This window comes from Mycobacterium sp. M23085 (assembly GCF_045343915.1).
Classification (GTDB): Bacteria; Actinomycetota; Actinomycetes; order Mycobacteriales; family Mycobacteriaceae; genus Mycobacterium.
Window position 1 is genome coordinate 3,684,602 of sequence record NZ_CP174280.1, and the last position, 24,104, is coordinate 3,708,705.

The 24,104-nt window shown below is 67.9% G+C and carries 24 protein-coding genes; 19 read left to right on the plus strand and 5 right to left on the minus strand.

Annotated elements, in window-relative coordinates; translation table 11 throughout:
• Nucleotides 1–22: 22 nt before the first annotated feature.
• Nucleotides 23–634 (plus strand): hypoxanthine phosphoribosyltransferase, encoded by a 612-nt coding sequence (hpt, locus tag ACIUM1_RS17140; protein WP_406813822.1) that lies wholly within the window; start codon nucleotides 23–25, stop codon nucleotides 632–634.
• 23 nt (nucleotides 635–657) lie between these two features.
• On the opposite strand, the gene ACIUM1_RS17145 is transcribed toward hpt, so the two are convergent.
• The 5 genes from ACIUM1_RS17145 to ACIUM1_RS17165 all read right to left on the minus strand — a co-directional run bounded on the left by ACIUM1_RS17145 (nucleotide 658) and on the right by ACIUM1_RS17165 (nucleotide 6,391).
• A complete protein-coding gene (locus tag ACIUM1_RS17145) occupies nucleotides 658–1,398 on the minus strand; it encodes an SIMPL domain-containing protein (protein ID WP_406813823.1) in 741 nt (246 codons plus the stop codon).
• A gap of 196 nt (nucleotides 1,399–1,594) precedes the next feature.
• Nucleotides 1,595–3,178, minus strand: a complete 1,584-nt coding sequence (locus tag ACIUM1_RS17150) for a DUF222 domain-containing protein (RefSeq protein ID WP_406813824.1) — start codon at nucleotides 3,176–3,178, stop codon at nucleotides 1,595–1,597.
• 53 nt (nucleotides 3,179–3,231) lie between these two features.
• Nucleotides 3,232–4,245 (minus strand): zinc-binding dehydrogenase, encoded by a 1,014-nt coding sequence (locus ACIUM1_RS17155; RefSeq protein ID WP_406813825.1) that lies wholly within the window; start codon nucleotides 4,243–4,245, stop codon nucleotides 3,232–3,234.
• Nucleotides 4,245–5,432, minus strand: coding sequence for an LLM class flavin-dependent oxidoreductase (locus tag ACIUM1_RS17160; RefSeq protein ID WP_406813826.1), 1,188 nt, complete (start codon nucleotides 5,430–5,432; stop codon nucleotides 4,245–4,247). The genes ACIUM1_RS17155 and ACIUM1_RS17160 overlap by 1 nt, the downstream gene beginning before the upstream one ends.
• Entirely contained in the window at nucleotides 5,429–6,391 is a 963-nt protein-coding gene (locus tag ACIUM1_RS17165; RefSeq protein WP_406813827.1) for an alpha/beta fold hydrolase, read from the minus strand. Before ACIUM1_RS17165 ends, ACIUM1_RS17160 begins: the two co-directional genes overlap by 4 nt.
• Nucleotides 6,392–6,494: 103 nt before the next feature.
• Between ACIUM1_RS17165 and ACIUM1_RS17170 the strand changes: the two genes are divergently transcribed.
• The 18 genes from ACIUM1_RS17170 (at nucleotide 6,495) to ACIUM1_RS17255 (ending at nucleotide 24,103) form a co-directional block, all read left to right on the plus strand.
• Nucleotides 6,495–6,908: a VOC family protein gene (locus ACIUM1_RS17170; RefSeq protein WP_406817723.1), complete on the plus strand. Its 414-nt coding sequence runs from the start codon at nucleotides 6,495–6,497 to the stop codon at nucleotides 6,906–6,908.
• Nucleotides 6,909–7,257: 349 nt separating this feature from the next.
• On the plus strand, nucleotides 7,258–9,684 hold the full coding sequence (ftsH, locus tag ACIUM1_RS17175) for an ATP-dependent zinc metalloprotease FtsH (protein ID WP_406813828.1): 2,427 nt from the start codon (nucleotides 7,258–7,260) through the stop codon (nucleotides 9,682–9,684).
• 16 nt (nucleotides 9,685–9,700) lie between these two features.
• A complete protein-coding gene (gene folE, locus ACIUM1_RS17180; RefSeq protein ID WP_406813829.1) occupies nucleotides 9,701–10,315 on the plus strand; it encodes a GTP cyclohydrolase I FolE in 615 nt (204 codons plus the stop codon).
• Nucleotides 10,312–11,163, plus strand: coding sequence for a dihydropteroate synthase (folP, locus tag ACIUM1_RS17185; protein ID WP_406813830.1), 852 nt, complete (start codon nucleotides 10,312–10,314; stop codon nucleotides 11,161–11,163). The genes folE and folP overlap by 4 nt, the downstream gene beginning before the upstream one ends.
• Nucleotides 11,156–11,557, plus strand: a complete 402-nt coding sequence (gene folB, locus ACIUM1_RS17190) for a dihydroneopterin aldolase (RefSeq protein ID WP_406813831.1) — start codon at nucleotides 11,156–11,158, stop codon at nucleotides 11,555–11,557. The genes folP and folB overlap by 8 nt, the downstream gene beginning before the upstream one ends.
• A gap of 43 nt (nucleotides 11,558–11,600) precedes the next feature.
• On the plus strand, nucleotides 11,601–12,149 hold the full coding sequence (gene folK, locus ACIUM1_RS17195; RefSeq protein ID WP_406813832.1) for a 2-amino-4-hydroxy-6-hydroxymethyldihydropteridine diphosphokinase: 549 nt from the start codon (nucleotides 11,601–11,603) through the stop codon (nucleotides 12,147–12,149).
• Nucleotides 12,149–12,625 (plus strand): DUF3180 domain-containing protein, encoded by a 477-nt coding sequence (locus ACIUM1_RS17200; RefSeq protein ID WP_406813833.1) that lies wholly within the window; start codon nucleotides 12,149–12,151, stop codon nucleotides 12,623–12,625. Before folK ends, ACIUM1_RS17200 begins: the two co-directional genes overlap by 1 nt.
• 123 nt (nucleotides 12,626–12,748) lie before the next feature.
• On the plus strand, nucleotides 12,749–14,179 hold the full coding sequence (locus ACIUM1_RS17205) for a DUF6779 domain-containing protein (RefSeq protein ID WP_406813834.1): 1,431 nt from the start codon (nucleotides 12,749–12,751) through the stop codon (nucleotides 14,177–14,179).
• Nucleotides 14,180–14,294: 115 nt separating this feature from the next.
• A complete protein-coding gene (locus ACIUM1_RS17210) occupies nucleotides 14,295–15,206 on the plus strand; it encodes a Rossmann-like and DUF2520 domain-containing protein (RefSeq protein WP_406813835.1) in 912 nt (303 codons plus the stop codon).
• Nucleotides 15,203–16,138: a pantoate--beta-alanine ligase gene (panC, locus tag ACIUM1_RS17215; RefSeq protein WP_406813836.1), complete on the plus strand. Its 936-nt coding sequence runs from the start codon at nucleotides 15,203–15,205 to the stop codon at nucleotides 16,136–16,138. Before ACIUM1_RS17210 ends, panC begins: the two co-directional genes overlap by 4 nt.
• Nucleotides 16,138–16,566 (plus strand): aspartate 1-decarboxylase, encoded by a 429-nt coding sequence (gene panD / locus ACIUM1_RS17220; protein ID WP_406813837.1) that lies wholly within the window; start codon nucleotides 16,138–16,140, stop codon nucleotides 16,564–16,566. Before panC ends, panD begins: the two co-directional genes overlap by 1 nt.
• Nucleotides 16,567–16,568: 2 nt before the next feature.
• Nucleotides 16,569–17,384 (plus strand): type III pantothenate kinase, encoded by an 816-nt coding sequence (locus ACIUM1_RS17225; protein WP_406813838.1) that lies wholly within the window; start codon nucleotides 16,569–16,571, stop codon nucleotides 17,382–17,384.
• Nucleotides 17,385–17,460: 76 nt separating this feature from the next.
• The gene (gene lysS / locus ACIUM1_RS17230; RefSeq protein ID WP_406813839.1) at nucleotides 17,461–18,957 is read left to right on the plus strand and encodes a lysine--tRNA ligase; all 1,497 of its coding nucleotides are present in this window, start codon (nucleotides 17,461–17,463) and stop codon (nucleotides 18,955–18,957) included.
• A 128-nt stretch (nucleotides 18,958–19,085) separates the two neighbouring features.
• Nucleotides 19,086–19,424 (plus strand): histone-like nucleoid-structuring protein Lsr2, encoded by a 339-nt coding sequence (lsr2, locus tag ACIUM1_RS17235; protein ID WP_008263502.1) that lies wholly within the window; start codon nucleotides 19,086–19,088, stop codon nucleotides 19,422–19,424.
• A 334-nt stretch (nucleotides 19,425–19,758) separates the two neighbouring features.
• On the plus strand, nucleotides 19,759–22,305 hold the full coding sequence (clpC1, locus tag ACIUM1_RS17240; protein ID WP_406813840.1) for an ATP-dependent protease ATP-binding subunit ClpC: 2,547 nt from the start codon (nucleotides 19,759–19,761) through the stop codon (nucleotides 22,303–22,305).
• A gap of 236 nt (nucleotides 22,306–22,541) precedes the next feature.
• A complete protein-coding gene (locus tag ACIUM1_RS17245; protein WP_406813841.1) occupies nucleotides 22,542–22,757 on the plus strand; it encodes a CbtB-domain containing protein in 216 nt (71 codons plus the stop codon).
• Between the two features lie 9 nt (nucleotides 22,758–22,766).
• Nucleotides 22,767–23,558 carry a CbtA family protein gene (locus ACIUM1_RS17250; RefSeq protein WP_406813842.1) on the plus strand — a complete coding sequence of 264 codons (792 nt, stop codon included), beginning with the start codon at nucleotides 22,767–22,769 and terminating at the stop codon, nucleotides 23,556–23,558.
• Nucleotides 23,555–24,103 (plus strand): histidine phosphatase family protein, encoded by a 549-nt coding sequence (locus ACIUM1_RS17255; RefSeq protein WP_406813843.1) that lies wholly within the window; start codon nucleotides 23,555–23,557, stop codon nucleotides 24,101–24,103. The genes ACIUM1_RS17250 and ACIUM1_RS17255 overlap by 4 nt, the downstream gene beginning before the upstream one ends.
• Nucleotide 24,104 lies beyond the last annotated feature (1 nt).

Consider the following 24,104-nt stretch of genomic DNA (forward strand, 5'->3'; position numbering starts at 1 on the left):
TCGCCCGTCGTCGTGGCACTCTGTGGGCGTGGCCCAGATCTCCTCGGCGATCACCCCAACCCAGCCCGCGGAGCTGTACCCGGGGGATATCAAGTCTGTCCTGCTGACGTCGGCGCAAATTCAGGCGCGAATCGCCGAACTCGGCCGCGAGATCGGGGACAACTACCGCGACGCCGCCGCCGAGACGGGACAGGACCTGCTGCTGATCACCGTGCTCAAGGGCGCTGTGATCTTCGTCACCGATCTGGCCCGCGCGATCCCGCTGCCCACCCAGTTCGAATTCATGGCCGTCAGTTCGTACGGGTCATCGACGTCCTCGTCGGGTGTGGTGCGGATCCTCAAGGACCTGGACCGCGATATCGAGGGCCGCGACGTGTTGATCGTGGAGGACGTCGTGGACTCGGGCCTGACGCTGTCCTGGCTGCTGCGCAACCTCAAAACGCGGCATCCGCGTTCGTTGCGGGTGTGCACGCTGCTGCGCAAACCCGACGCGCAGGGCGCTCACGTCGACATCGCCTACGTGGGCTTCGACATTCCCAACGACTTCGTCGTCGGCTACGGCCTCGATTACGACGAGCGCTACCGGGACCTGTCCTACATCGGCACCCTGGACCCCAGGGTCTACCAGCAGTAGCCCGTGGTCCCGCCTCGTCGGGCTCAGTCCAGCTCCCAAACCGCGGTCACCGAGAAGTTCACCGTCTGCTGCCCGGGCTCCAGCGGCACCATCGACGGCATGGCCCGCGGCGCCCCGGCCGGAGGCGGGGTGGTGCCGGTGGCCTCGGAGATGGACAGCACGCGGCCCAGCCGGAGCCCGGACAGCTGGGCGTACTGGTCGGCGCGGCTCTTGGCGTCGTTGAATGCGCGCGACCGGGCGTCCTTCACCAGCTGCGAGTCGTCGGCGATGGAATAGCGGACGGATTTGATCCGGGTGGCGTCACCGCCGGTGTCCACGATGAGGGCCAGCAGGCGCGACGCCGCATCCGTCGGGTGGATCTTGACCGCGATGGCGTTGGTGGCGCGGTAGGCGGTGATGGCCGCGGTGCCGCTGGGTGCCGGGTTGTTGTATTCCGGCGACAGCGTGACCTCGGTGGTGCTGATGTCCTTGCGGTCGATGCCGGCTTTGGTCAGTGCGTCGACGACCGCCTGTTGACGATCGTTGGTCTGGTTCATCGCGGTGGTGACGTCGGGTGCACTGAATTCGATGCCGACGTCGGCGGTCAGGGTGTCCGGCACGCCTTGCACCTGCCCGGTGCCCACCACCGTGACCTGGCGGGGGTTGACCCCGGGCTGCGGTGGGTTGTGCTTATCGCACGCCGAGATTGCGGCGATCATCAGGCCGGCCGCGGCCGCCGCGATCGATCGGCGGGTCAACTCAGAGACGGTCGTTGCGATCGGCATGCCTGGCACCCTAGCCGCTGGGCCGCCGTCGGTGGGATCGGATTTCGTCCCAGCGCGCCGCAACGTTGTCGATGTGGTGACCGGCGCCAGCGGCTTCGGTCAGATCGCAAATGCGAATGATGAGGCGCGACAGTCCGTTTGACACGATAGCCATCACGATCAGCAGCCCGATTATCAGCGCCGGCGGCAGGGTGTTCTAGAACGGCGGGTCGTCCGGCAGGGGCTGCAGGGCCGGACCCGTCGGGCGCCAATCCGCCGGCAACTCCTCCGGTTCTCGAGGATCGTTCACCCAGGTGCAGAATGGGCTGGTGCTCGGTGCGCCCTTGAACAGGAAAAGCATGTCGCGCATGTGATTCCGGAACTTACGCGATGCGATTTCTTCCTGGCGCGCCTGCTCCAGCCGCGTCCGGGCCTCGTTGATCGGCCGCTGCTCGCGGTTGTGGCTGCGGGCTCGGGTGATTCGCGCACTTCGCTGCCGTGACCTGGTTCGCCGCTGTGGGACGGGAGCCGCGCATGGCGGGCGGTGCGGCTGTGGGAACAGGTCCGCGCCGGCGGGCGAGGTGCGATAGGTCCGTCCACTCGGCGACGTCCACACTACGGCGCCGTCGCTGAGTTGTTCGTCTCGCCATCCTCCGAAGGTCTTCAGCCGATGATGTTGACGGCAAAGGCATTTGAGGTTGTCCGCGGTGGTGCGCCCACCCGCCGCCGGATTCTGGTGGTTGAACGGAACCGTGTGGTCGAGGTCGCAGAGCACCGCCGGCCGGCTACATCCGGGGAAGCGACAGGTGAGGTCGCGGCACCGGACGGCGCGTTCCAATGCCGCCGTTGGCTGGTACCGCAGAGCATCGACCGGACTGGTGACCGGATCTGCCACGAGCACCGATGCGGCCGTGGCCAATTGGCGCACCTGCTCGGCATCGATGACGCCATAGCCTTCCAGATAGCCGGGCTCGGTCCCGTTGGCATGGACGGTCTGTTCGCTGGCCACGACGTTGATAACGACGCGCGCCCCAGCCCGATCACCGACGGGATCGTGGCCATCAGCGCGTGCCGGGCACTCACCTTGTGCACAGGCGCAACTCAATTCACGACCGTCAGCCAGCGCGGCCAACGCATCGGCTCGTCGCTGATCCATTGTTCGCGGGTCCGCGGGGCACACCTGCTTGGCGAGTTGCGACAAGCGTCGGTCGAAGGCCATCGCGGCGGCGGCCGCGACCGAGCCGTGAATCTCTGCCATCCCGTCGGCCGCGGCGCTGATCGCGACGTAACGCTCGTCCTCGGCGGCGAGGCGACGCTCGCGTGCGGCATCGGGATCGGTGGCTCGCACGGCGGCGTCGACGGCGTTGACGATGCGCTGCCTGGACCAGCCGTGCCAGTTGCCGATGCGGTCGGCGAGCGAGTGGTCAAGCTCGGCGATGAGCTTTTCATCGGTCACCAGATCCGTGCGACCGATTATCAATCGCACTGTGCGCCAATCCGTTCGGCCCGCTGTCAGCAGGGCCGCGATCTTGGGCAGCCTGACGTCGAGCGCCTCCGCATAGGACACCAGGTAGCTGGCGCCCATGGGGGAGAGGTTCATCGCGGCGGCAATCTCGGCGGCGGTCTGCTCGAAGCCGTCGATTTCCGCGTACTCCCGTTCCGGACGTTCAGCGGTCGCCACGCGGTGCCGCAGCAACGCGGCCACCGCTGCCAGCCGGCGGGCCACCAGAGTCGATTCCTCGCGGTGCGTCGACTCGATCAGCCCCAGCAGGGCGGAGGGCTCGGGCGGTAACTCGAACATACGTTCGATTATAGCGAGCTCCACTGACATTGATAGGGCCGACCCGACAAACCTCAGGGCGTGATCAGAATCTTGCAGTGCCGTTCGGGGTCGGACAGGTCGTCGAATGCCGCACCGACCGCGTCGAGCCCCACCTCGCCGGTGATCAGCGGGCTGACGTCGATGTGGCCTTCGGCCAGCGCCCGCAGCGACTCGCCGAATTCGTTGGGGGTGTAAGCGAGGACGAATTGCACATTGATCTCTTTGGCGATCGCGAAGAACGGATGCACGGTGTCGGGTTGCATGCACACGCCGGCGACCACCAGGCGGGTGCCGGGCCGCGCCCGCAGCAGCACGTCGTCGATGACGCCGGGCACGCCGACTGCCTCGAAGACCACCGCGGGCTTGACGGTGTCGAAGGGCGAGCCCTGCGCCGGGTCCAGCGCCTGGTGGGCTCCCATCGCGGTGGCCAGCTCCCGCCGCTTGGGCGAAAAGTCAGACGCCACAATGGTTTCAACGCCTTTCGCTCGCAGACTGGCGACGATGGCGATTCCGATCGGGCCGCAACCGAGCACCAGCGCCGTCTCTCCGGGCGCGATATTGGACTTGTTGACCGCGTGCAGTCCCACCGCCATGGGCTCGGTGAGGGATGCGCGTTTGGCGTCCAGGCCGTTGGGGACGGGCAGCAACAGCGGCGCCGACAACAGCATCCGTTCGGCGTAACCGCCGATGGTGTGGTTGCTGTACACGATCGGCTCGACGCCCTTGGCGGACAACAGCACCGGCAACGAGGTGACCAGAGTGCCCGGTGGATGGGTCTCGGTATCCGGCCCGGCTTCAAGTATCTCGGCGCTGAACTCGTGACCCATGAAGACGTCGTGGTTCAGGTCGACTTGCATGGCGCCAGATCCGCCGGCCACCCGATCGCTCATCTCCAGCACCTGCGCGCCGTGCGCGGCGAAGTGCAGGTCGGAGCCGCAGATTCCGCAGGCGCACACGCCCACCAGCACCTGGCCGGCTTCGGGTATCGGGTCGGGTACGTCGTCCCGGTAGACCATGCGGCCGTCCCGCAATACCGCTGCGCGCATCAGTGCACCGCGTCTTTCTGCTCGTCGACGTGCTCGCTGATGGCCTTGACGACGGCCTCGCCGGCCCGGCCGATCAGCTGGTCGCGCTTGCCCCTGGCCCAGTCATGCGACGAGCGCGAAGCTTCGAGTTGTCGTTTGAAGTGTGGAATCACTTTGCGGGCCATCAGGTCGTAGCTGTGGTACGTCGCTTGCGGCGAGGCCCAGTCGTGGCCGAGCATCAGCAGGGTGCCGAAGCCGCCGGAGCGGTCGAGCAGGTCCTCGATGTGGGCGATGGCGTCCTCAGGCGTGCCGATGCAGCAGTTTCCTTTCGCCGCATAGTCGGCGACGAACTCGTGCGGCGTCTGGGTGCCTTCCACGCTGTTGGCCAGCGGCACAAATCCGGCGGCGCCAAAGTAATTCGCGAAATCCTGCAACCCGTAGGTGCAATCGTCGATCGCCTGTTCACGGCTGTCCGCGATGTGCATGATGCTCAGGACGCGCCAGTCGGCGCGGTCCGGCTCGTCCCGGCCGACCTTCTCGGCTTGTTCGCGAACCACGTCCCAGGTGGTTTCCAGCGCCGCGTAGCCCCCGGGCACTGACATCGACAGCGACAGTAGCGAGGTGCCGAGCGCGCCGGCCAACCGTGGGCCCGACGGGGAAATCATTGCCGCCGTGGAGATTTCGGGATACGGCCAGGTGTAGGGCCGGATGTGCAACTGCGCGTCTCGCAGGGTGAACCAGTCGGAGTGCCGGTCGATGCGCTCGGTGGGCGCGGCGCGAAACAGCGCCAGGATCGCCTCGAGCGACTCCTGCATCATCCGGCGCTGCTCGATGGGGTCGATGCCCATCATGTAGGCGTCCGAGGGCAGCGCGCCCGGCCCGGCGCCGAACATCACCCGCCCGCGGGTCAGGTGGTCGAGCAGCACCCAGCGGTCGGCCACCATGAGCGGATGGTGGTAGGGCAGCGATACCACGCCGGTGCCCAGCCGGATGTGTTTGGTTCGCTCGGCCGCCGCCGCGATGAACACCTCCGGGCAGGCGATCAGCTCATAGCCACCGGAGTGGTGTTCGCCGAACCACGCCTCGTCGAATCCGAGCCGGTCCAGCGCGACGACGCGTTCCATGTCGTATTCCAATGCCACCGTTGGGGATTGGCCGACGGGATGAAACGGGGTGACGAAGACACCGAAACGCAGGGGCGCGCTCATCGCAGATCCAATCCGTTGAGAAATTCCAGTAAGGCCGCATTCACCTCGTCGGGTCGCTCCTGCTGTAGCCAATGTCCGGCGCCGTCGATCATCACCTGTTGGTACGGGCCGGAGATCGCGTCGGAGGCCCGGTCGGTGCGGGTGAACGACAACACGGGATCGGCAGTCCCGCCGATGAACAAGCACGGGACCGAGATCTTCGCGCCGTCCAGTTCCGGGGTGGTCTCCCAGTTGCGGTCGAAATTGCGATACCAGTTCAGGCCGCCGGTGAAGCCGGTGCGGCTGAACTCGGCGATGTAGTGATCGAGCTCGTCCTGGGTTATCCAGTCCGGCAGTCCGTCCGGCTCGGGCAACCGATCGACAAAACCTTCCGGCCCGGGGGTGGCCATCCGAACCAGCGCATCCTTGCCGTCGGTTCGCAGGCTGCCCATCATGCGTCGCATCACCCGGGCGGGATCGGCGTTCAATTCGGCGTCGGCGACACCGGGCTCCTGGAAGTACAGGATGTAGAAGAAGTTCTCGCCGAACATCTTGCGCCACGCCTTCGTCGGCGCCACGTGCGGGCGTGGCGTCACCGGCACGCTCAGCGCGGCGACGGCCGCCACCCGGTCCGGGTGCAGCAGTGGGGCATTCCACACCACGGCGGCACCCCAGTCGTGCCCGACCCACACGGCGCGCGGCGCGCCGACGTCGTCGAGCAGGCCGACCAGGTCGGCGGTCAACTGATGAATGTCGTAGTCGTCCACGGCGTCCGGACGATCCGAACCGCCGTAGCCGCGCTGATCGGGCGCCAGCACGTGGTAGCCCGCGTCGGCGAGGACGGATATCTGGTGGCGCCAGGAGTAGGCCAGCTCCGGGAAGCCATGCGCCAGGAGCACCACGGGCGCCCCGCGGTCGCCCGCTTCGAGCACCCGTAATCGCACACCATTGGTCTCTACTAACCGTTCGGTCGGGGGCACCGTCCCACCAAAGCACAACGGTTGCTGGCTGAGAAGGCCCCGACCGGTCCGGCTTAGCCGAATAGCGGCACCGATGGGTCGAAAGCCGGGAATACTCGGCTCGATGCGACTGGACCATGTGGTGCTCTGGACGAAAAACCCGCCGATCGCGATGGACTTCTACACCCGCGTCGTCGGGCTCGAGCCCGTCCGGTTCGACGAATTCGAGGCAGGCGACGCGCCGTTCCCCAGCGTGCGGGTCTGCGCGGATTCCATCATCGACTTGATGCCGGCCGAAAGCGTCTCGGCCACCGAGACTCTGACCCGCGTCGAGGGCAGCGCCGGGCACCCGGTCAATCATGTCTGCCTGGCACTGCCCAAGGCCGAATACGACGCGTTGGACCGGCGGCTGCAGGCCGAAGGCGTAAATACCAGCGCGCGGCTGAACCGCAGCTTCGGCGCGCGGGGGTGGGCGCCGCAGGGGTACTACTTCGCTGATCCGGACGGCAATGTGATTGAGGCCCGGTATTACGAGTAGTCGGGAACTGCCCGTCGTTAACTGAGAAGGACGGCGGCGACCTGGGGGCACCTCCCGCTTGCGGGAGGACTGCGCCCCGGCTCTGCCGGAGCTGGCGATCGCCGCCGGGCACGATGGCGGCGACCCGCTGCGCCCCGGCTCTGCCGGAGCTGGCGATCGCCGCCGGGCACGATGGCGGCGACCCGCTGCGCCCCGGCTCTGCCGGAGCTGGCGATCGCCGCCGGGCACGATGGCGGCGACCCGCTGCGCCCCGGCTCTGCCGGAGCTGGCGATCGCCGCTAGCGGTAGCCTGGACTTTTCCAGCTGCGTGTATATCGGGGAAGGACCTGGCCGACAAGGCCGATGATTGATGAACCGGAAAAACGTTATTCGCACCATCACGGCAATTGCTGTCGTGGTGCTGCTCGGTTGGTCGTTCTTCTACTTCAGCGACGACACCCGCGGCTATAAGCCGGTCGACACGTCCGTGGCGATGTCCCAGATCAACGGCGACAACGTCAAAAGCGCACAAATCGACGACCGGGAACAGCAACTGCGATTGACCCTGAAAAAGGGCAATGGGGACACCGACAATTCCGACAAGGTCATCACCAAGTTTCCCAGCGGCTACGCGGTGGACCTGTTCAATGCGCTGAGCGCCAAGAACGCGAAGGTCAGCACCGTCGTCAACCAGGGCAGCATCCTGGGCGAGCTGCTGGTCTACGTCCTGCCGCTGCTGCTGCTGGTGGGGCTGTTCGTGATGTTCTCCCGCATGCAGGGCGGCGCCCGGATGGGCTTCGGGTTCGGCAAGTCACGCGCCAAGCAGCTTTCCAAGGACATGCCCAAGACCACGTTCGCCGACGTCGCCGGCGTCGACGAGGCGGTCGAGGAGCTTTACGAGATCAAGGACTTCCTGCAAAACCCCGGCCGCTACCAGGCCCTGGGCGCCAAGATCCCCAAGGGCGTGCTGCTGTACGGGCCGCCGGGCACCGGTAAGACGCTGCTGGCCCGCGCGGTCGCCGGAGAGGCGGGAGTTCCGTTCTTCACGATTTCGGGCTCCGACTTCGTCGAGATGTTCGTCGGTGTCGGAGCCTCCCGGGTGCGCGACCTGTTCGAACAGGCCAAGCAGAACAACCCGTGCATCATCTTCGTCGACGAGATCGACGCGGTGGGCCGCCAACGCGGCGCGGGCCTGGGCGGCGGCCACGACGAGCGCGAGCAGACGCTGAACCAGCTGCTGGTGGAAATGGACGGCTTCGACCCGCGCGCCGGCGTCATCCTGATCGCGGCCACCAACCGGCCGGACATCCTGGACCCGGCGCTGCTGCGCCCGGGCCGCTTCGACCGCCAGATCCCGGTGTCCAACCCGGACCTGGCGGGCCGCAAAGCGGTGCTGGAAGTGCACTCCAAGGGCAAGCCGATCGGCCCGGACGCCGACCTCGCCGGACTGGCCAAGCGGACCGTCGGGATGACGGGTGCCGACCTGGCCAACGTCATCAACGAGGCGGCGCTGCTGACCGCCCGCGAGAACGGCACCGTTATCACCAGCGCCGCGCTGGAGGAGGCGGTCGACCGGGTGATCGGCGGGCCGCGCCGCAAGGGCCGGATCATCAGCGAGCAGGAAAAGAAGATCACCGCCTACCACGAGGGCGGGCACACCCTGGCGGCCTGGGCGATGCCCGATATCGAGCCGATATACAAGGTGACGATCCTGGCCCGGGGCCGGACCGGCGGGCACGCGGTGGCGGTACCCGAGGAAGACAAGGGCCTGCGGACCCGCTCGGAGATGATCGCGCAGTTGGTGTTCGCCATGGGTGGACGCGCCGCCGAAGAGCTGGTCTTCCGGGAGCCGACGACCGGCGCGGTGTCCGACATCGAGCAGGCGACCAAGATCGCGCGCGCGATGGTCACCGAATTCGGCATGAGCTCCAAACTCGGTGCCGTCAAATACGGTTCGGAACACGGCGACCCGTTCTTGGGCCGCACCATGGGAACGCAGGCGGACTATTCACACGAGGTCGCGCGCGATATCGACGACGAGATCCGCAAGCTGATCGAGGCCGCCCACACCGAAGCGTGGGAGATCCTCACCGAATACCGCGACATACTTGACATCCTGGCCGGCCAGCTGCTGGAAAAGGAAACCCTGCACCGGGCCGAGCTGGAGAGCATCTTCTCCGGCGTAGAAAAGCGGCCCCGGCTCACCATGTTCGACGACTTCGGCGGCCGCATCCCGTCGGACAAACCGCCGATCAAGACGCCCGGCGAGTTGGCCATCGAGCGCGGCGAGCCCTGGCCGCCGCCCACCCCCGAGCCGGCCTTCAAGGCGGCCATCGCGCGGGCCAGCGAAGCCGCCCGGGTGGAGGCTGATCGAAACGCCAACGGCGGCAACGGTTCTCATGGTGGGCAAGGCAGCGGTAACCGTCAGGGCGAGCCGCAGGGGCCTACCCAACCCGACTACGGCGCCCCGGCCGGCTGGCGTGCGCCGGGATGGCCACCGCAGCAGCAACAGCCCACTTACTGGCATCCGCCCGCGCATTCGGGGCAGCAGCCCTACTGGCAGCAACCGGCCCGCGGTTACCCCGGCCCGCAGGGCTACCCCGGACAGCAGGGTCACCCGGGTGGTCAGCAAAGTTATCCCGGTCACCAGGGCGGCGCGGGTCACCCCGGTCAGGCGCGCCCCGCCTACCCGCCGTACCCGCCGTATCCGCCGCCCGGCCAACCCGCCCCGGAGGGTGCCTCGCCCGAGCGGCAGGATGACGACGTGAGCCGGTCCAACCCGCCGGCCCACGGCTGAGCAAACGGAGGATTCGATGGCCATAAACGGTTCGGGGCCGGATACTGCGACGCCCACGACGCGGGTGTTCGATCAGGACCGCGCCGAGGCCGCGGTCCGTGAGCTGCTGCACGCGATCGGCGAAGACCCCGACCGGGACGGCCTGCGGGAAACGCCGGCGCGCGTCGCCCGCGCCTATCGCGAGATGTTCGCCGGGCTCTACACCGATCCCGACAGCGTGTTGAACACCATGTTCGACGAGGATCACGACGAGCTGGTGCTCGTCAAGGAAATCCCGTTGTACTCCACGTGCGAGCACCACTTGGTGGCGTTCCACGGGGTGGCCCATGTCGGCTACATCCCGGGCAACGACGGCAGGGTCACCGGCCTGTCGAAGATCGCGCGGCTGGTCGACCTGTACTCGAAGCGACCCCAGGTACAAGAGCGACTCACCAGCCAGATCGCCGACGCGCTGGTGAAAAAGCTCAATCCGCGCGGCGTGATCGTCGTGGTCGAGGCCGAGCATCTGTGCATGGCGATGCGCGGGGTCCGCAAGCCCGGCGCGGTGACCACCACCTCGGCGGTGCGCGGTCTGTTCAAAACCAACGCAGCTTCTCGAGCCGAAGCGCTCGACCTGATCCTGCGTAAGTGAGCCTGGCGCCTGTGCAGGTAATGGGAGTTCTGAACGTCACTGACGATTCGTTCTCCGACGGCGGCCGCTATCTGGACCCCGACAAGGCCGTCGCGCAGGGTTTGGCCCTGGTCGCCGACGGCGCCGACATCATTGACGTCGGGGGAGAGTCGACCCGGCCCGGCGCCACCCGGATCGATCCGCGCGTCGAAACGTCTCGAGTCATCCCCGTCATCAAAGACCTTGCGGCACAGGGCGTTACCGTCAGCATCGACACCATGCACGCCGATGTCGCGCGGGCGGCGCTGTGCGCCGGAGCGCGGATCGTCAACGACGTGTCCGGCGGCCGCGTCGATCCCGCGATGGCGCCGCTGCTGGCCGACGCGAAGGTGCCCTGGGTGCTGATGCATTGGCGATCGGTATCGGCCGAGCGGCCGCACGCCGCGCCGCAGTACCACGACGTGGTCGCCGAGGTGCGTGACGAGCTGCTGGCCAGCGTGGACGCCGCGGTGTCCGCCGGTGTCGACCCCGGTCAGCTGATGATCGATCCCGGATTGGGTTTCGCCAAGACGGGACAACACAATTGGGCCCTGCTGCATGCCCTGCCGCAGTTGGTCGCCACCGGCATCCCGGTGCTCCTGGGTGCATCGCGCAAACGGTTCCTCGGTACGTTGTTAGCCGGGCCCGACGGTTCCCCGCGTCCGCCCGATGGGCGTGAGACCGCCACCGCGGTGGTTTCCGCGCTGGCCGCATTACACGGGGCCTGGGGGGTGCGGGTGCACGACGTGCGGGCCACGGTCGATGCGGTCAAGGTCGTAGCGGCCTGGACCGACGGGTCGCACACTGAACTGGCTGGAGACAATGGCTGATCGAATCGAATTGCGCGGGTTGAAGGTTCGCGGTCAACACGGAGTTTTCGACCACGAGCGCGCCAACGGTCAGGACTTCGTCGTCGACATCACCGTGTGGATCGACCTGGCCGGCGCGGCGGCCAGCGACGAACTTGCCGACACCTACGACTACGCCGCGCTGGCCCGATTGGCGGCCGACGTGGTGGCCGGGCCCGCCCGCAATCTGATCGAAACCGTCGGAGCCCAGATCGCCGACCAGGTGATGGACGACCAGCGCGTGCACGCCGTCGAGGTGGTGGTGCACAAGCCCCAGGCTCCGATCCCCCAGCAGTTCGCCGACGTCGCGGTGGTGGTGCGCCGCTCGCGCCGCGGCGGCCGCGGTTCGGTGGTCCCGGCAGGCGGGACGCTATGACACGTGACGACGGCGCCGGCTCGGCCGGCGGAGAGCGGCTGCCATGACCAGAGTGGTGCTGTCCATCGGTTCCAACCTGGGCGACCGGCTGGCGCGGCTGCAGTCGGTCGTCGACGGGCTGGGGGACAAGGTGCTCGCCGTGTCACCGGTGTACGAGACCGACCCTTGGGGCCGGGTGGACCAGGCGCCGTTCCTCAACGCGGTGCTGATCGCCGACGACCCGGCCTGCGACGGGCAGGGCTGGCTGCGCCGGGCGCAGGAGTTCGAGCGGGAGGCGGGCCGGGTGCGCGGCGAGCGCTGGGGCCCGCGCACCCTCGACGTCGACCTGATCGCCTGCTACGGACCCACCGAGCTGATCTCCCGGGAGAACAACCTGACGTTGCCGCACCCGCTGGCCCACCTACGGGCGTTCGTGCTCATCCCGTGGCTGGATATCGACCCGGACGCGCGGCTGACGCTGGCCGACGGGCCGCAACCGGTTGCCGCCCTGCTCGGCCAGCTGGAGGCGGCCGACCGGGACGGCGTGCGGCCGACCGGACTGACGCTTCGGCCGAACGGGAAGCCGCCGGGCGATCGGGAGCCGACGGCCTGATGGGACCCACCCGCAAGCGTGACCTGACCGTCGCGGTGGTCGGCGCCGCGGTGGTCGGGTACCTGCTGGTCAAGGGCCTTTACCGGTGGTTTCCGCCGATCACGGTGTGGACCGGGCTGTCGCTGCTGGCGGTGGCGGTCGTCGAGGCGCTGTGGGCGCGGTACGTGCGCGCCCGGATCAGCGAGGGCGAAATCGGATCCGGCCCGGGTTGGCTGCACCCGCTGGCGGTGGCGCGCAGCCTGATGGTCGCCAAGGCCTCGGCCTGGGTGGGCGCGACGATGCTGGGCTGGTGGGTTGGCATCCTGGTGTACTTCCTGCCGCGCAAGTCGTGGTTGCGTGCCGCCGCCGAGGACACCTCGGGGACTGTGGTGGCGGCCGTCAGCGCGCTGGCGCTGCTGGTTGCCGCGCTGTGGCTGCAACATTGCTGCAAGTCGCCGCAGGATCCGACTGAGCACGGCGAGGGTGCGGAAAGCTAGCCCGCCCGCCGGGATTGCCGCAGGGCGGGGGCGGTCGGCTCTCGCGCCCCAGCCGGCAACCCTCGCGAGAATCGCCGGAGCCGCGCGACACGCGGATTGACCTCGCACAGGTACTCTCAGGCCATGACCGTTCTGTCCCGCGGCGCCCGGATGCGGCGCGGCGGCCGCAGGCCGGGATGGGTGCTCTTGACCGCGTTGCTGGTCCTCGCGATTGGGGCCAGTTCCGCACTGGTTTTCACCAATCGGGTGGAACTTCTCAAGCTCGCTGTAATCCTGGCGCTGTGGGCCGCAGTCGCCGGCGCCTTCGTTTCCGTGCTGTATCGCCGCCAGAGTGATGCCGACCAGTCCCGGGTCCGCGACCTCAAGCTCGTCTACGACCTGCAGCTGGACCGGGAGATCTCGGCCCGGCGTGAGTACGAACTGACCGTGGAGTCGCAGCTGCGTCGCGAGCTGGCCTCCGAGCTGCGCGCCCAGGCCGCCGACGACCTGGCCGAGTTGCGCGCGGAGCTCTCCGCCCTGCGAACCAGCCTGGAAATCCTGTTCGACACCGACCTCGCGCACCGCCCGGCCCTCGGCGGCACCCCCGAGGCCGAGCCGCAACCGGAGCGCGCGTACAGCGAGTGGGAGCGCAACGGCGAAACCCCGCGCGGCACCCCCGTCGATTGGGTGTCCAGCGACCGGCTGACCTCGGTGCCGCAAGACGGCGCCGGCCGCGCCGACGACGCCATCATCGACGTGCCCGAAGAGCCGCTGATCCCGCCGCGCCAGCAGCCGCCTCCCCGGCGGGAGCGGGACCGCTACCAGTACGAACCGGGACCGGATCCGGCGTACGCCGAACAACCGTCCTACGCCGAGGAGTCTCCCTACCCGGCGCAGCCTCGATTCGAGCCCCGTCAGCAACCGCCGCCCGCGCCGACGACACAGTTCCAACCGGAGCCCCGGCCGGAACCCGAAGCCCAGCCCGAACCAGAGCCCGCGCCGGAACCGCAACGACCCCAGGCGCACTGGCCTGGCCAGGGTTGGCAGCCGGCCGCCGCGAATGGCCTGTGGTTGCCGCCCGGCACCCCGGGCAGCAATTGGACCGGCGCCGATTCCCCGGCGGATTCGGCCGGTGGACGGCGACGCGCCCGGCATTCCGGCGCCGACGAAGCCTGGAATGGCCAGCCCGTTGAGCCGGTGCCGCCGCCGTACGACGACTCGGGGCGCCGGGCGCGGTCGCGCCACTCGGCGGAGTACCGCGACTACGGGGCGCGGAGCTTCTCGCCCGCCGACGAGCCGCCGGACGGACCTGCGCCGGCCGCGGCGACGCCCCCACCCCCGCCACCGGCCCCGCCGGTGCACCCGGGCCCGTCCGCCGGCGCGCCCCCGCCGCCACGCCTGGCTCCGCCGCCGGCACCGGAGCAAGCGCCTCGGCACGGCGGTGACCCGCAGCAAGACGCCGCCGACAGCACCACGGAAGGCACCTCCACCGGCGCTCAGTCGGTGGCCGATCTGCTGGCTCGCCTACAGGTGCAGCCCTCCGAGGGCGGCCGGCGACGTCGCCGCGAAGACTGAGCTGGGAGCTTGCTCACATTGGGTAACGCCTGGTAATCGACTACAGTCGTAGTGACCGAACGGTACCCACCAGGTGGGACCGGAACGAAACAAGATATCTGTGAGGTCGTCTGCGATGGGGCAGTTCGACGGTTTGCGCCCCGCTCGGCTCAAGGTGGGAATCATCTCGGCCGGCCGGGTCGGCACCGCCCTCGGTGTCGCGCTGGAGCGCGCGGACCATGTGGTGGTGGCGTGCAGTGCCATCTCCCATGCGTCGCGGCAGCGCGCTCAGCGCCGGTTGCCCGACACGCCGGTGGCGACGCCGCCGGATGTGGCGGCCGGTGCCGAGCTGCTGCTGCTCGCGGTTCCCGACAGCGAACTTGCCGGCCTGGTTTCCGGGTTGGCCGCGACGTCGGCGGTGCGGCCCGGAACCATCGTGGTCCATACGTCCGGCGCCAACGGGATCGGCATTCTCGAGCCGCTGGCCCGGGACGGCTGTATCCCGCTGGCGATCCACCCGGCCATGACGTTCACCGGCTCCGACGAAGACATCAGCCGGCTGGCGGATTCCTGCTTCGGCGTCACCGCCGCCGACGAGATCGGATACGCGATCGGGCAGTCGCTGGTTTTGGAGATGGGCGGCGAACCGTTCTGCGTCGCCGAGGACGCCCGGGTGCTGTACCACGCCGCGCTGGCCCACGCCGGCAACCACATCGTGACCGTGCTCGCCGACGCGCTCGACGCGCTGCGTGCCGCGCTGCGCGGCAGCGAACTGCTCGGTCAACAGTCCGTCGACGACCAGCCGGGTGGCATCGCCGAACGCATCATCGGGCCGCTGGCCAGGGCCGCGCTGGAGAACACTCTGCAACGCGGGCAGGCCGCGCTGACCGGTCCGGTCGCGCGCGGCGACGCGGCCGCGGTCGCGGCGCATCTCGCCGCGCTGAATCGGGTCGGGCCGGAGGTGGCGCAGGCCTACCGGGTGAACGCTCTGCGGACAGCCCAGCGCGCGCACGCCCCCAAGGACGTCGTGGAGGTGCTGGCGCCATGAGACCCGGCAGGCCACCGGCCTTCACGGGGGGCGAACTCAACGTCTACTCCGCGCCGCGCGATGTCGCCGACGTCAGCCGCGCCCTGCGCCACACCGGGCGCCGGGTGATGTTGGTGCCCACCATGGGCGCGCTGCATGACGGGCACCTGGCGCTGGTGCGGGCGGCCAAACGGGTGCCCGGCGCGGTGGTTGTGGTGTCGATCTTCGTCAACCCGCTGCAGTTCGGCGCCGGCGAGGACCTGGACGCCTACCCCCGGACCCTCGACGAGGACGTCGCACTGCTGCGCTCCGAAGGCGTCGAGATCGTCTTCACCCCGACGGCCGCCGCGATGTATCCCGATGGTCTGCGCACCACCGTGCAACCGGGCCCGCTGGCCGCCGAGCTGGAGGGCGCTGTCCGGCCGACTCATTTCGCCGGCATGCTCACCGTCGTGTGCAAGCTGCTGCAGATCGTGCGACCCGACCGGATCTTCTTCGGCGAGAAGGACTATCAGCAGCTGGTGATGGTCCGCCAGATGGTTGCCGACCTCAACATCGACGTCCAGGTGATCGGGGTGCCCACCGTCCGGGAACCCGACGGCCTGGCGATGTCGTCGCGCAACCGCTACCTGGACCCCACGCAACGCGAACTGGCCGTGACACTTTCGGCGGCGCTGACGGCCGGCGCGCACGCCGCGCACCACGGCGCCGCGGCCGCGCTGGCGGCAGCCGGCGCGGTGCTCGACGCCGTGCCCGACCTGACCGTCGACTACCTCGAGCTGCGCGACGCCGGGCTGGGCCCGGCGCCCGCCCACGGTTCGGCCCGGCTGCTGGTGGCGGCCCGGCTGGGCACCACCAGGCTGCTGGACAACATCGAGATGCAGATCGAAACACCCGCCGGCACCGCTGGGCCGGACGGTCACGAATACGCCCAATCACCTTGGAGGAATTGATGTTACGGACGATGCTCAGGTCGAAGATCCACCGGGCCACCGTCACGCAGGCCGACCTGCACTACGTCGGCTCGGTGACCATCGACGCCGATCTGATGGACGCCGCGGATCTGCTCGAGGGCGAACAGGTCACCATCGTCGACATCGACAACGGCGCCCGGCTGGTCACCTACGCGATCACCGGGGAACGTGGTAGCGGTGTGATCGGAATCAACGGTGCGGCGGCGCATCTCGTTCACCCCGGTGACCTGGTGATCCTGATCGCCTACGGCACCATGGAAGAGGCGGAGGCGCGGTCGTACCAGCCGCGCATCGTCTTCGTTGACGCGGGCAACAAGCCGGTCGACCTCGGCCACGACCCGGCATTCGTGCCCTTGGACATATCCGACGCAGCCGAGTTACTGGATCCCCGGATCGTTGCGCGGTAGCCGTGCTGCTGGCGATCGACGTCCGTAACACCCACACCGTCGTCGGGCTGATATCGGGCTCCAAAGAGCACGCAAACGTCGTGCAGCAATGGCGGATTCGCACCGAAGCGGAAATCACCGCCGACGAATTGGCGCTGACCATCGACGGTCTGATCGGCGACGACTCCGAACGGCTCACCGGCGCCGCGGCGTTGTCCACCGTGCCCTCGGTGCTGCACGAGGTGCGGCTGATGCTCGACCAGTACTGGCCAAAGGTGCCCCACGTGCTGATCGAGCCGGGGGTGCGCACCGGCATCCCGCTACTCGTCGACAATCCCAAGGAAGTCGGCGCCGACCGAATCGTGAACTGCCTGGCGGCTTTCCACCGGTTCAACAGCCCCGCCATCGTCATCGACTTCGGATCGTCGATCTGCGTGGACGTGGTGTCGGCCAAGGGTGAATTCCTCGGCGGCGCCATCGCGCCCGGATTGCAGGTGTCCTCCGACGCCGCGGCGGCCCGCTCGGCCGCCCTGCGCCGGGTGGAACTCACCCGACCCCGTTCGGTGGTCGGCAAGAACACCGTCGAATGCATGCAGGCGGGCGCGGTGTTCGGTTTCGCCGGGTTGGTCGACGGCCTGGTCGGGCGCATCCGCGAGGACGTGGACGGCTTCGCCGGCGACGACGTCGCGATCATCGCGACCGGCCACACCGCGCCGCTGCTGCTGCCCGAGCTGCAGACCGTCAGCCACTACGATCAGCACCTGACCCTGCACGGACTACGGCTGATCTTCGAACGCAACCGCGACGCCCAGCGCGGCCGGCTGAAGCCGGCGCGCTGACGCACCGGCGTCACACCGCAGCGCAGGCAAAGCCGTCGGCGCGGCTTCAAAGGCCAGTCCTTTAAGCTGGCACGTCGTGAGTGCCGACGATCTGGATATTCCCGAGCAGTACCGAATTCGCCGCGATAAGCGCGCTCGGCTGCTCGCCGAGGGGCACGACCCCTACCCGGTCGCCGTCGAACGCACCCACACGCTGGCCCAGGTCCGCGCCGCCCACGCCGACCTGCCCGTGGATACCGCCACCGACGACGTCGTCGGTGTGGCGGGCCGGGTGATCTTTGCCCGCAACTCGGGCAAGCTCTGCTTCGCCACGCTCCAGGAGGGTGACGGCACCACCCTGCAGGTGATGATCAGCCTCGACAAGGTCGGCCGGCAATCCCTCGACGCGTGGAAGGCCGACGTCGACCTCGGTGACATCGTGTACGTGCACGGCAACGTGATCAGCTCGCGGCGCGGCGAATTGTCCGTGCTCGCCGACTCCTGGCAGATGGCGTCGAAGTCGTTGCGTCCGCTGCCCGTCGCGCACAAGGAGATGAGCGAAGAGGCGCGGGTCCGGCAGCGCTACGTCGACCTGATCGTGCGCCCGCAGGCACGCACGGTGGCGCGGCAGCGGATCGCCGTCATCCGTGCGATACGCAACGCGTTGGAACGCCGCGGGTTTTCCGAAGTCGAAACCCCAATGTTGCAGACGCTGGCCGGTGGCGCGGCCGCGCGGCCGTTCATCACGCATTCCAATGCGCTGGACATCGATCTCTACTTGAGGATCGCGCCGGAACTGTTCCTCAAGCGCTGCGTCGTTGGTGGGTTCGACCGGGTTTTCGAACTAAATCGCGTGTTCCGAAACGAAGGTGCGGATTCCACCCATTCGCCGGAATTCTCCATGTTGGAGACCTACCAGGCGTACGGAACGTATGACGATTCGGCAGTAGTGACACGTGAGCTTATTCAAGAGGTAGCGGATGAGGCGATCGGAACCCGACAACTGCAGCTGCCAGACGGCAGTGTCTACGACATAGACGGAGAATGGGCTTCCGTTCAAATGTACCCCTCCCTGTCGGCGGCACTCGGTGAAGAGATCACGCCTGAGACATCTGTCGAACGACTGCTCAGAATCGCCGATCGGCTGGGCGTCGAGATTCCCGCCGACCGCGGCTACGGACACGGAAAGATTGTCGAGGAACTGTGGGAGCACACCGTGGGCAATACGCTCGTCGCTCCCACGTTCGTGAGGGACTTCCCGGTTGAGACAACACCTTTGACGCGTCAGCACCGCAGTATCCCAGGCGTGACCGAGAAGTGGGACTTGTATGTGCGCGGGATCGAACTGGCCACCGGGTATTCCGAATTGAACGATCCCGTCGTGCAGCGCGAAAGATTTGCGGCTCAGGCCCGCGCGGCCGCCGCCGGCGATGACGAAGCCATGGTGCTGGACGAGGATTTCCTTGCCGCACTCGAGTATGCGATGCCGCCATGTACCGGAACGGGAATGGGTATCGACCGGTTGTTGATGACATTGACTGGACTGTCAATTCGAGAGACAGTTTTGTTCCCGATTGTTCGGCCGCAGTCGTAGTTGAAAGTTTCCCCTGTGCGGCTTCCGTACAGATTGAGTATGCTTCGTTGTTATGGCACATTGGTGACCCGGGGAGGCCGATCCGATCTGCTCAGTAACCGCTCAGGATGAAATGCGAGGGTAAGCCAATGGCAAAAAAAGTGACCGTCACCTTGGTCGATGATTTCGACGGTGCCGGCGCGGCCGACGAAACGGTGGAATTTGGGCTTGACGGGGTCACCTACGAGATTGATCTTTCGTCTAAGAATGCCGCGAAACTGCGCGGGGATCTGAAGCAATGGGTGGAGGCCGGCCGCCGCGTCGGCGGTCGCCGGCGTGGGCGTTCCGGCTCGGGACGCGGCCGTGGCGCGATCGATCGTGAGCAGAGCGCAGCCATCCGCGAGTGGGCGCGCCGGAACGGGCACAACGTGTCGACGCGTGGCCGCATCCCGGCCGACGTTATCGACGCCTTCCACGCGGCCACCTAGCCGTCCTCAAACCGGCGCCCGGGCTGCAAAGCCGGGGCGCCGGTTTGTCGTTTCGCTGGGCGCGAAACAATCGTCGGGCGGTTGAGGAAACGAAATGGAGCTTCGCAGCGTTTCTTCAGTTACGGCGAGCAACGCCGCAGGCAGTCGCGGGTGAGATTGGCCCCGGAAAGACTGGCCGAGCCGGCCGCGAAGAAGCACGGCAAGGTTAGGCCCGCTGGCAAGCCGACCATTACAGTGGAGACAGGTACGCGATTCCGGCCAACAGGGAACCGGCTTGGTTTCTAGCGGGGCCGCCAACAGGTTTGTACCGATGTGAGGGAGAGCAGGTAACCCGATGTTTGAAAGATTTACCGACCGAGCACGGCGGGTCGTCGTCCTGGCGCAAGAAGAGGCCCGGATGCTCAACCACAACTACATCGGCACCGAGCACATCCTGCTGGGTTTGATTCACGAGGGTGAAGGCGTCGCGGCGAAGTCGCTGGAGTCGCTGGGCATCTCGCTCGAGGGTGTTCGCAGCCAGGTCGAGGAGATCATCGGCCAGGGCCAGCAGGCCCCGTCCGGGCACATTCCGTTCACGCCGCGCGCCAAGAAGGTTCTGGAGCTGAGCCTGCGCGAGGCGCTGCAGCTCGGCCACAACTACATCGGCACCGAGCACATTTTGCTGGGCCTGATCCGCGAGGGTGAGGGCGTGGCCGCGCAGGTGCTGGTGAAGCTGGGCGCCGAGCTGACCCGGGTGCGCCAGCAAGTGATCCAGTTGCTGAGCGGTTACCAGGGCAAGGAGGCCGCGGAGGCCGGCACCGGTGGCCGCGGGGGCGAATCCGGCAGTCCGTCCACGTCGCTGGTCCTCGACCAGTTCGGCCGCAACCTGACGGCCGCCGCGATGGAAGGCAAGCTGGACCCGGTCATCGGCCGCGAGAAGGAAATCGAGCGGGTGATGCAGGTGCTGAGCCGGCGCACCAAGAACAACCCGGTGCTGATCGGCGAGCCCGGCGTCGGCAAGACCGCCGTCGTCGAGGGGCTGGCGCAGGCCATCGTGCACGGCCAGGTTCCCGAGACGCTGAAGGACAAGCAGCTCTACACCTTGGACCTGGGTTCGCTGGTGGCGGGCAGCCGCTACCGCGGTGATTTCGAGGAGCGCCTGAAGAAGGTGCTCAAGGAGATCAACACCCGCGGCGACATCATCCTGTTCATCGACGAGCTGCACACCCTGGTGGGTGCCGGCGCCGCCGAGGGCGCGATCGATGCGGCGAGCATCCTCAAGCCGAAGCTGGCGCGCGGCGAGCTGCAGACCATCGGTGCCACCACGCTCGACGAGTACCGCAAGTACATCGAGAAGGACGCCGCGCTGGAACGCCGCTTCCAGCCGGTGCAGGTGGGTGAGCCGACGGTGGAGCACACCATCGAGATCCTCAAGGGTCTGCGCGACCGTTACGAGGCGCACCACCGGGTGTCGATCACCGACGGCGCGATGGTGGCCGCGGCCACCCTGGCCGACCGCTACATCAACGACCGCTTCCTGCCCGATAAGGCGATCGACCTGATCGACGAGGCCGGCGCCAGGATGCGAATCCGCCGGATGACTGCGCCGCCAGACCTGCGTGAATTCGACGAGAAGATCGCCGAGGCGCGCCGGGAGAAGGAATCGGCGATCGACGCCCAGGACTTCGAGAAGGCGGCCAGCCTGCGCGACCGCGAGAAGCAACTGGTGGGCCAGCGTGCCGAGCGGGAAAAGCAGTGGCGCTCAGGCGACCTCGATGTGGTCGCCGAGGTCGACGACGAGCAGATCGCCGAGGTGCTGGGTAACTGGACCGGTATCCCGGTGTTCAAGCTCACCGAGGCCGAGACCACCCGGCTGCTGCGCATGGAGGACGAGCTGCACAAGCGGATCATCGGCCAGGAGGACGCCGTCAGGGCGGTCTCGAAGGCGATCCGCCGCACCCGGGCCGGGCTGAAAGACCCCAAGCGCCCGTCGGGTTCGTTCATTTTCGCCGGCCCGTCCGGTGTCGGTAAGACCGAGCTGTCCAAGGCGCTGGCCAACTTCCTGTTCGGCGACGACGACGCGCTCATCCAGATCGACATGGGTGAGTTCCACGACCGGTTCACCGCGTCGCGGCTGTTCGGCGCCCCACCGGGATACGTCGGCTATGAAGAGGGTGGCCAGCTCACCGAGAAGGTGCGGCGCAAGCCGTTCTCGGTGGTGCTGTTCGACGAGATCGAGAAGGCCCACCAGGAGATCTACAACAGCCTGTTGCAGGTCCTGGAGGACGGTCGGCTCACCGACGGTCAGGGCCGCACGGTCGACTTCAAGAACACCGTGCTGATCTTCACCTCGAACCTCGGCACCGGCGACATCTCGAAGCCGGTGGGCCTGGGCTTCACCCAGGGTGGCGGTGAGAACAACTACGAGCGGATGAAGCAGAAGGTCAACGACGAGCTGAAGAAGCATTTCCGCCCGGAGTTCCTCAACCGCATCGACGACATCATCGTCTTCCACCAGCTGACTCGCGACGAGATCATCCGGATGGTCGACCTGATGATCAACCGCGTCGCCACCCAGCTCAAAACCAAGGACATGGCCCTCGAGCTGACGGACAAGGCCAAGGCACTATTGGCCAAGCGCGGCTTCGACCCCGTGCTGGGTGCGCGTCCGCTGCGGCGCACCATTCAGCGTGAGATCGAGGACCAGCTTTCGGAGAAGATCCTCTTCGAGGAGGTCGGTCCCGGTCAGGTCGTCACGGTCGACGTGGCCAACTGGGACGGCGAAAGCGCCGGTGACGACGCGACGTTCACGTTCACCGGAACCCGCAAGCCGCCGGCCGAGCCGGACCTGGCCAAAGCCGGAGCGCACAGCGCCGGCGACCAGGGGCCGGACGCACAGTAGCGAACCAACAGAAAACGGGCGGTCAGTTCCAGTCGGGGCTGACCGCCCGTTTTCGTTGCGCTGATCGGGGCGACCGATCACCGTTTGCTCGGCCAACCGCGGGGTTTAGACTGACCGTTGTCATCGACGTGTAACGGAATCTGGTGAGAATCCAGAACGGTCGCGCCACTGTCTAAAGTCAGACCCGAGACTCGTCATACCCAGCGGGGACGCGTTATCCCCAGAAGGAGTCGATTGTGTCCCACCCGCAGCTCACCGGCAGCCGCACCCGATTGGTTGATCTGTCCGCGGCACGCACCGCGCTCTGGTTGGCGGCGACCGTCTTCCTCGCGTTGCTGGCGCTGTACTTCGTCGGCGTCGACCAGGGGGCGGTCTCGCTGTTCGGCAGCGACTCGCACGTACACGAGTTCGTGCACGACGCACGGCACCTCCTCGGCTTCCCCTGCCACTGACCCGGTCCCGTGGAGAAACGCCTAATCGCGGGCGGTCTTCTGGCGGGCGCTGTCGGCTCGGTGCTGGCGTTTGTTTTCGCCCGCCTGTGCGCCGAGCCCGTCATCGGCCGCGCGATCGCTTTTGAGGACGGCCGCACCGACGCCGAGAATGCGCACGGCGTGCACGAGCACGGCGCCGAGCTGTTCAGCCGCGGCGTGCAGTCGGGCCCCGGGCTGGGGTTCGGTGTGCTGATCTTCGGTCTCGCCATGGGCGCGCTGTTCGCCGTACTGTTCAGCGTCGTCTACGCGCGAATGGAAATCAGCCGGCCGCAAGCGCTTTCGCTGGTCTTGGCGGCCGGTGCATTCGGCGCCGTATACGTGGTGCCGTTCGTGAAATATCCGCCGAACCCGCCGGCGGTTGGGCAGGCCGACACGATCGGGACGCGCACCGGCTGGTACCTGGTGATGGTGCTGGTGTCGGTGGTGCTGGCAATCGGCGCGGTATGGCTGGCCGGGCGCCTCGCCGCCCGGTTCGGCGCGTGGAACGCCAAATTGCTTGCGGCGGCAGCCTATCTGGTGGCGGTCGTCGTGGTGGCGCTGCTGCTGCCGACCGTGGACGAGACACCCGAGCCGCTTCGTGATGCCGGAGGCACGATCGTCTATCCGGGATTTCCCGCCGACGTCCTCTACGAGTTCAGGCTGCTGTCCCTGGCCACGCAGCTGGTGCTGTGGGCTGGCATCGGCCTGGTGTTCGCGACCATCAGCGGGCGGCTGCTCGGGGAGCGGGCGCCGGGCGGGCAGGCGTCGAGCATCGCGGCGTGACCGACGTCGTCCGGCTTACCATGCTCTCGCATGGCATGACGGATGCCGTGGCGGACGGCCGTTTTCCCGCCGACGAACCGCTGAACGCGATCGGGCGTCGCCAGGTCGAGGAGGCCGACGGTGTCGCCGGTGCCGCGCAGCGTGCGCTTTGCGGACCCGAACAGCGCGCCCGGCAGACCGCGGAACTGCTTGGCCTGCAAGCCCAAACCGAGCCGCGGCTGGCCGACCTCGATTGCGGACGGTGGCGCGGCCAAGCACTCGCGGCGCTGACGCCCGGCGAACTCGAGGCGTGGCTGAGCCAGCCGGGCGCCGCGCCGCACGGCGGTGAGTCGATCACCGATCTCATCCACCGGGTGGCGCGGTGGCTGGAATCGTTGACCGCCAACCCATTACGCACGGTGGCGGTGACGCACCCGGCGGTGATCCGCGCGGCGATCGTGGCGGCGCTGGACGTCGCCCCGGCCTCGTTTTGGCGGGTCGACGTGCAGCCGGTCGGCCGCGTCGTGATGCATTTCCGGGGCGGCCGCTGGACGCTGCGCGTGTGAG

What these genes read in the sequence shown, in the direction of transcription:
- ACIUM1_RS17145 (WP_406813823.1), bottom strand. Translation starts at nt 1,398, where the DNA reads ATGCCGATCGCAACGACCGTCTCTGAGTTGACCCGCCGATCGATCGCG.
- ACIUM1_RS17150 (WP_406813824.1), bottom strand. Translation starts at nt 3,178, where the DNA reads ATGTTCGAGTTACCGCCCGAGCCCTCCGCCCTGCTGGGGCTGATCGAG.
- ACIUM1_RS17155 (WP_406813825.1), bottom strand. Translation starts at nt 4,245, where the DNA reads ATGCGCGCAGCGGTATTGCGGGACGGCCGCATGGTCTACCGGGACGAC.
- ACIUM1_RS17160 (WP_406813826.1), bottom strand. Translation starts at nt 5,432, where the DNA reads ATGAGCGCGCCCCTGCGTTTCGGTGTCTTCGTCACCCCGTTTCATCCC.
- ACIUM1_RS17170 (WP_406817723.1), top strand. Translation starts at nt 6,495, where the DNA reads ATGCGACTGGACCATGTGGTGCTCTGGACGAAAAACCCGCCGATCGCG.
- ftsH (WP_406813828.1), top strand. Translation starts at nt 7,258, where the DNA reads ATGAACCGGAAAAACGTTATTCGCACCATCACGGCAATTGCTGTCGTG.
- folE (WP_406813829.1), top strand. Translation starts at nt 9,701, where the DNA reads ATGGCCATAAACGGTTCGGGGCCGGATACTGCGACGCCCACGACGCGG.
- folB (WP_406813831.1), top strand. Translation starts at nt 11,156, where the DNA reads ATGGCTGATCGAATCGAATTGCGCGGGTTGAAGGTTCGCGGTCAACAC.
- folK (WP_406813832.1), top strand. Translation starts at nt 11,601, where the DNA reads ATGACCAGAGTGGTGCTGTCCATCGGTTCCAACCTGGGCGACCGGCTG.
- ACIUM1_RS17200 (WP_406813833.1), top strand. Translation starts at nt 12,149, where the DNA reads ATGGGACCCACCCGCAAGCGTGACCTGACCGTCGCGGTGGTCGGCGCC.
- ACIUM1_RS17205 (WP_406813834.1), top strand. Translation starts at nt 12,749, where the DNA reads ATGACCGTTCTGTCCCGCGGCGCCCGGATGCGGCGCGGCGGCCGCAGG.
- ACIUM1_RS17210 (WP_406813835.1), top strand. Translation starts at nt 14,295, where the DNA reads ATGGGGCAGTTCGACGGTTTGCGCCCCGCTCGGCTCAAGGTGGGAATC.
- panC (WP_406813836.1), top strand. Translation starts at nt 15,203, where the DNA reads ATGAGACCCGGCAGGCCACCGGCCTTCACGGGGGGCGAACTCAACGTC.
- panD (WP_406813837.1), top strand. Translation starts at nt 16,138, where the DNA reads ATGTTACGGACGATGCTCAGGTCGAAGATCCACCGGGCCACCGTCACG.
- lsr2 (WP_008263502.1), top strand. Translation starts at nt 19,086, where the DNA reads ATGGCAAAAAAAGTGACCGTCACCTTGGTCGATGATTTCGACGGTGCC.
- clpC1 (WP_406813840.1), top strand. Translation starts at nt 19,759, where the DNA reads ATGTTTGAAAGATTTACCGACCGAGCACGGCGGGTCGTCGTCCTGGCG.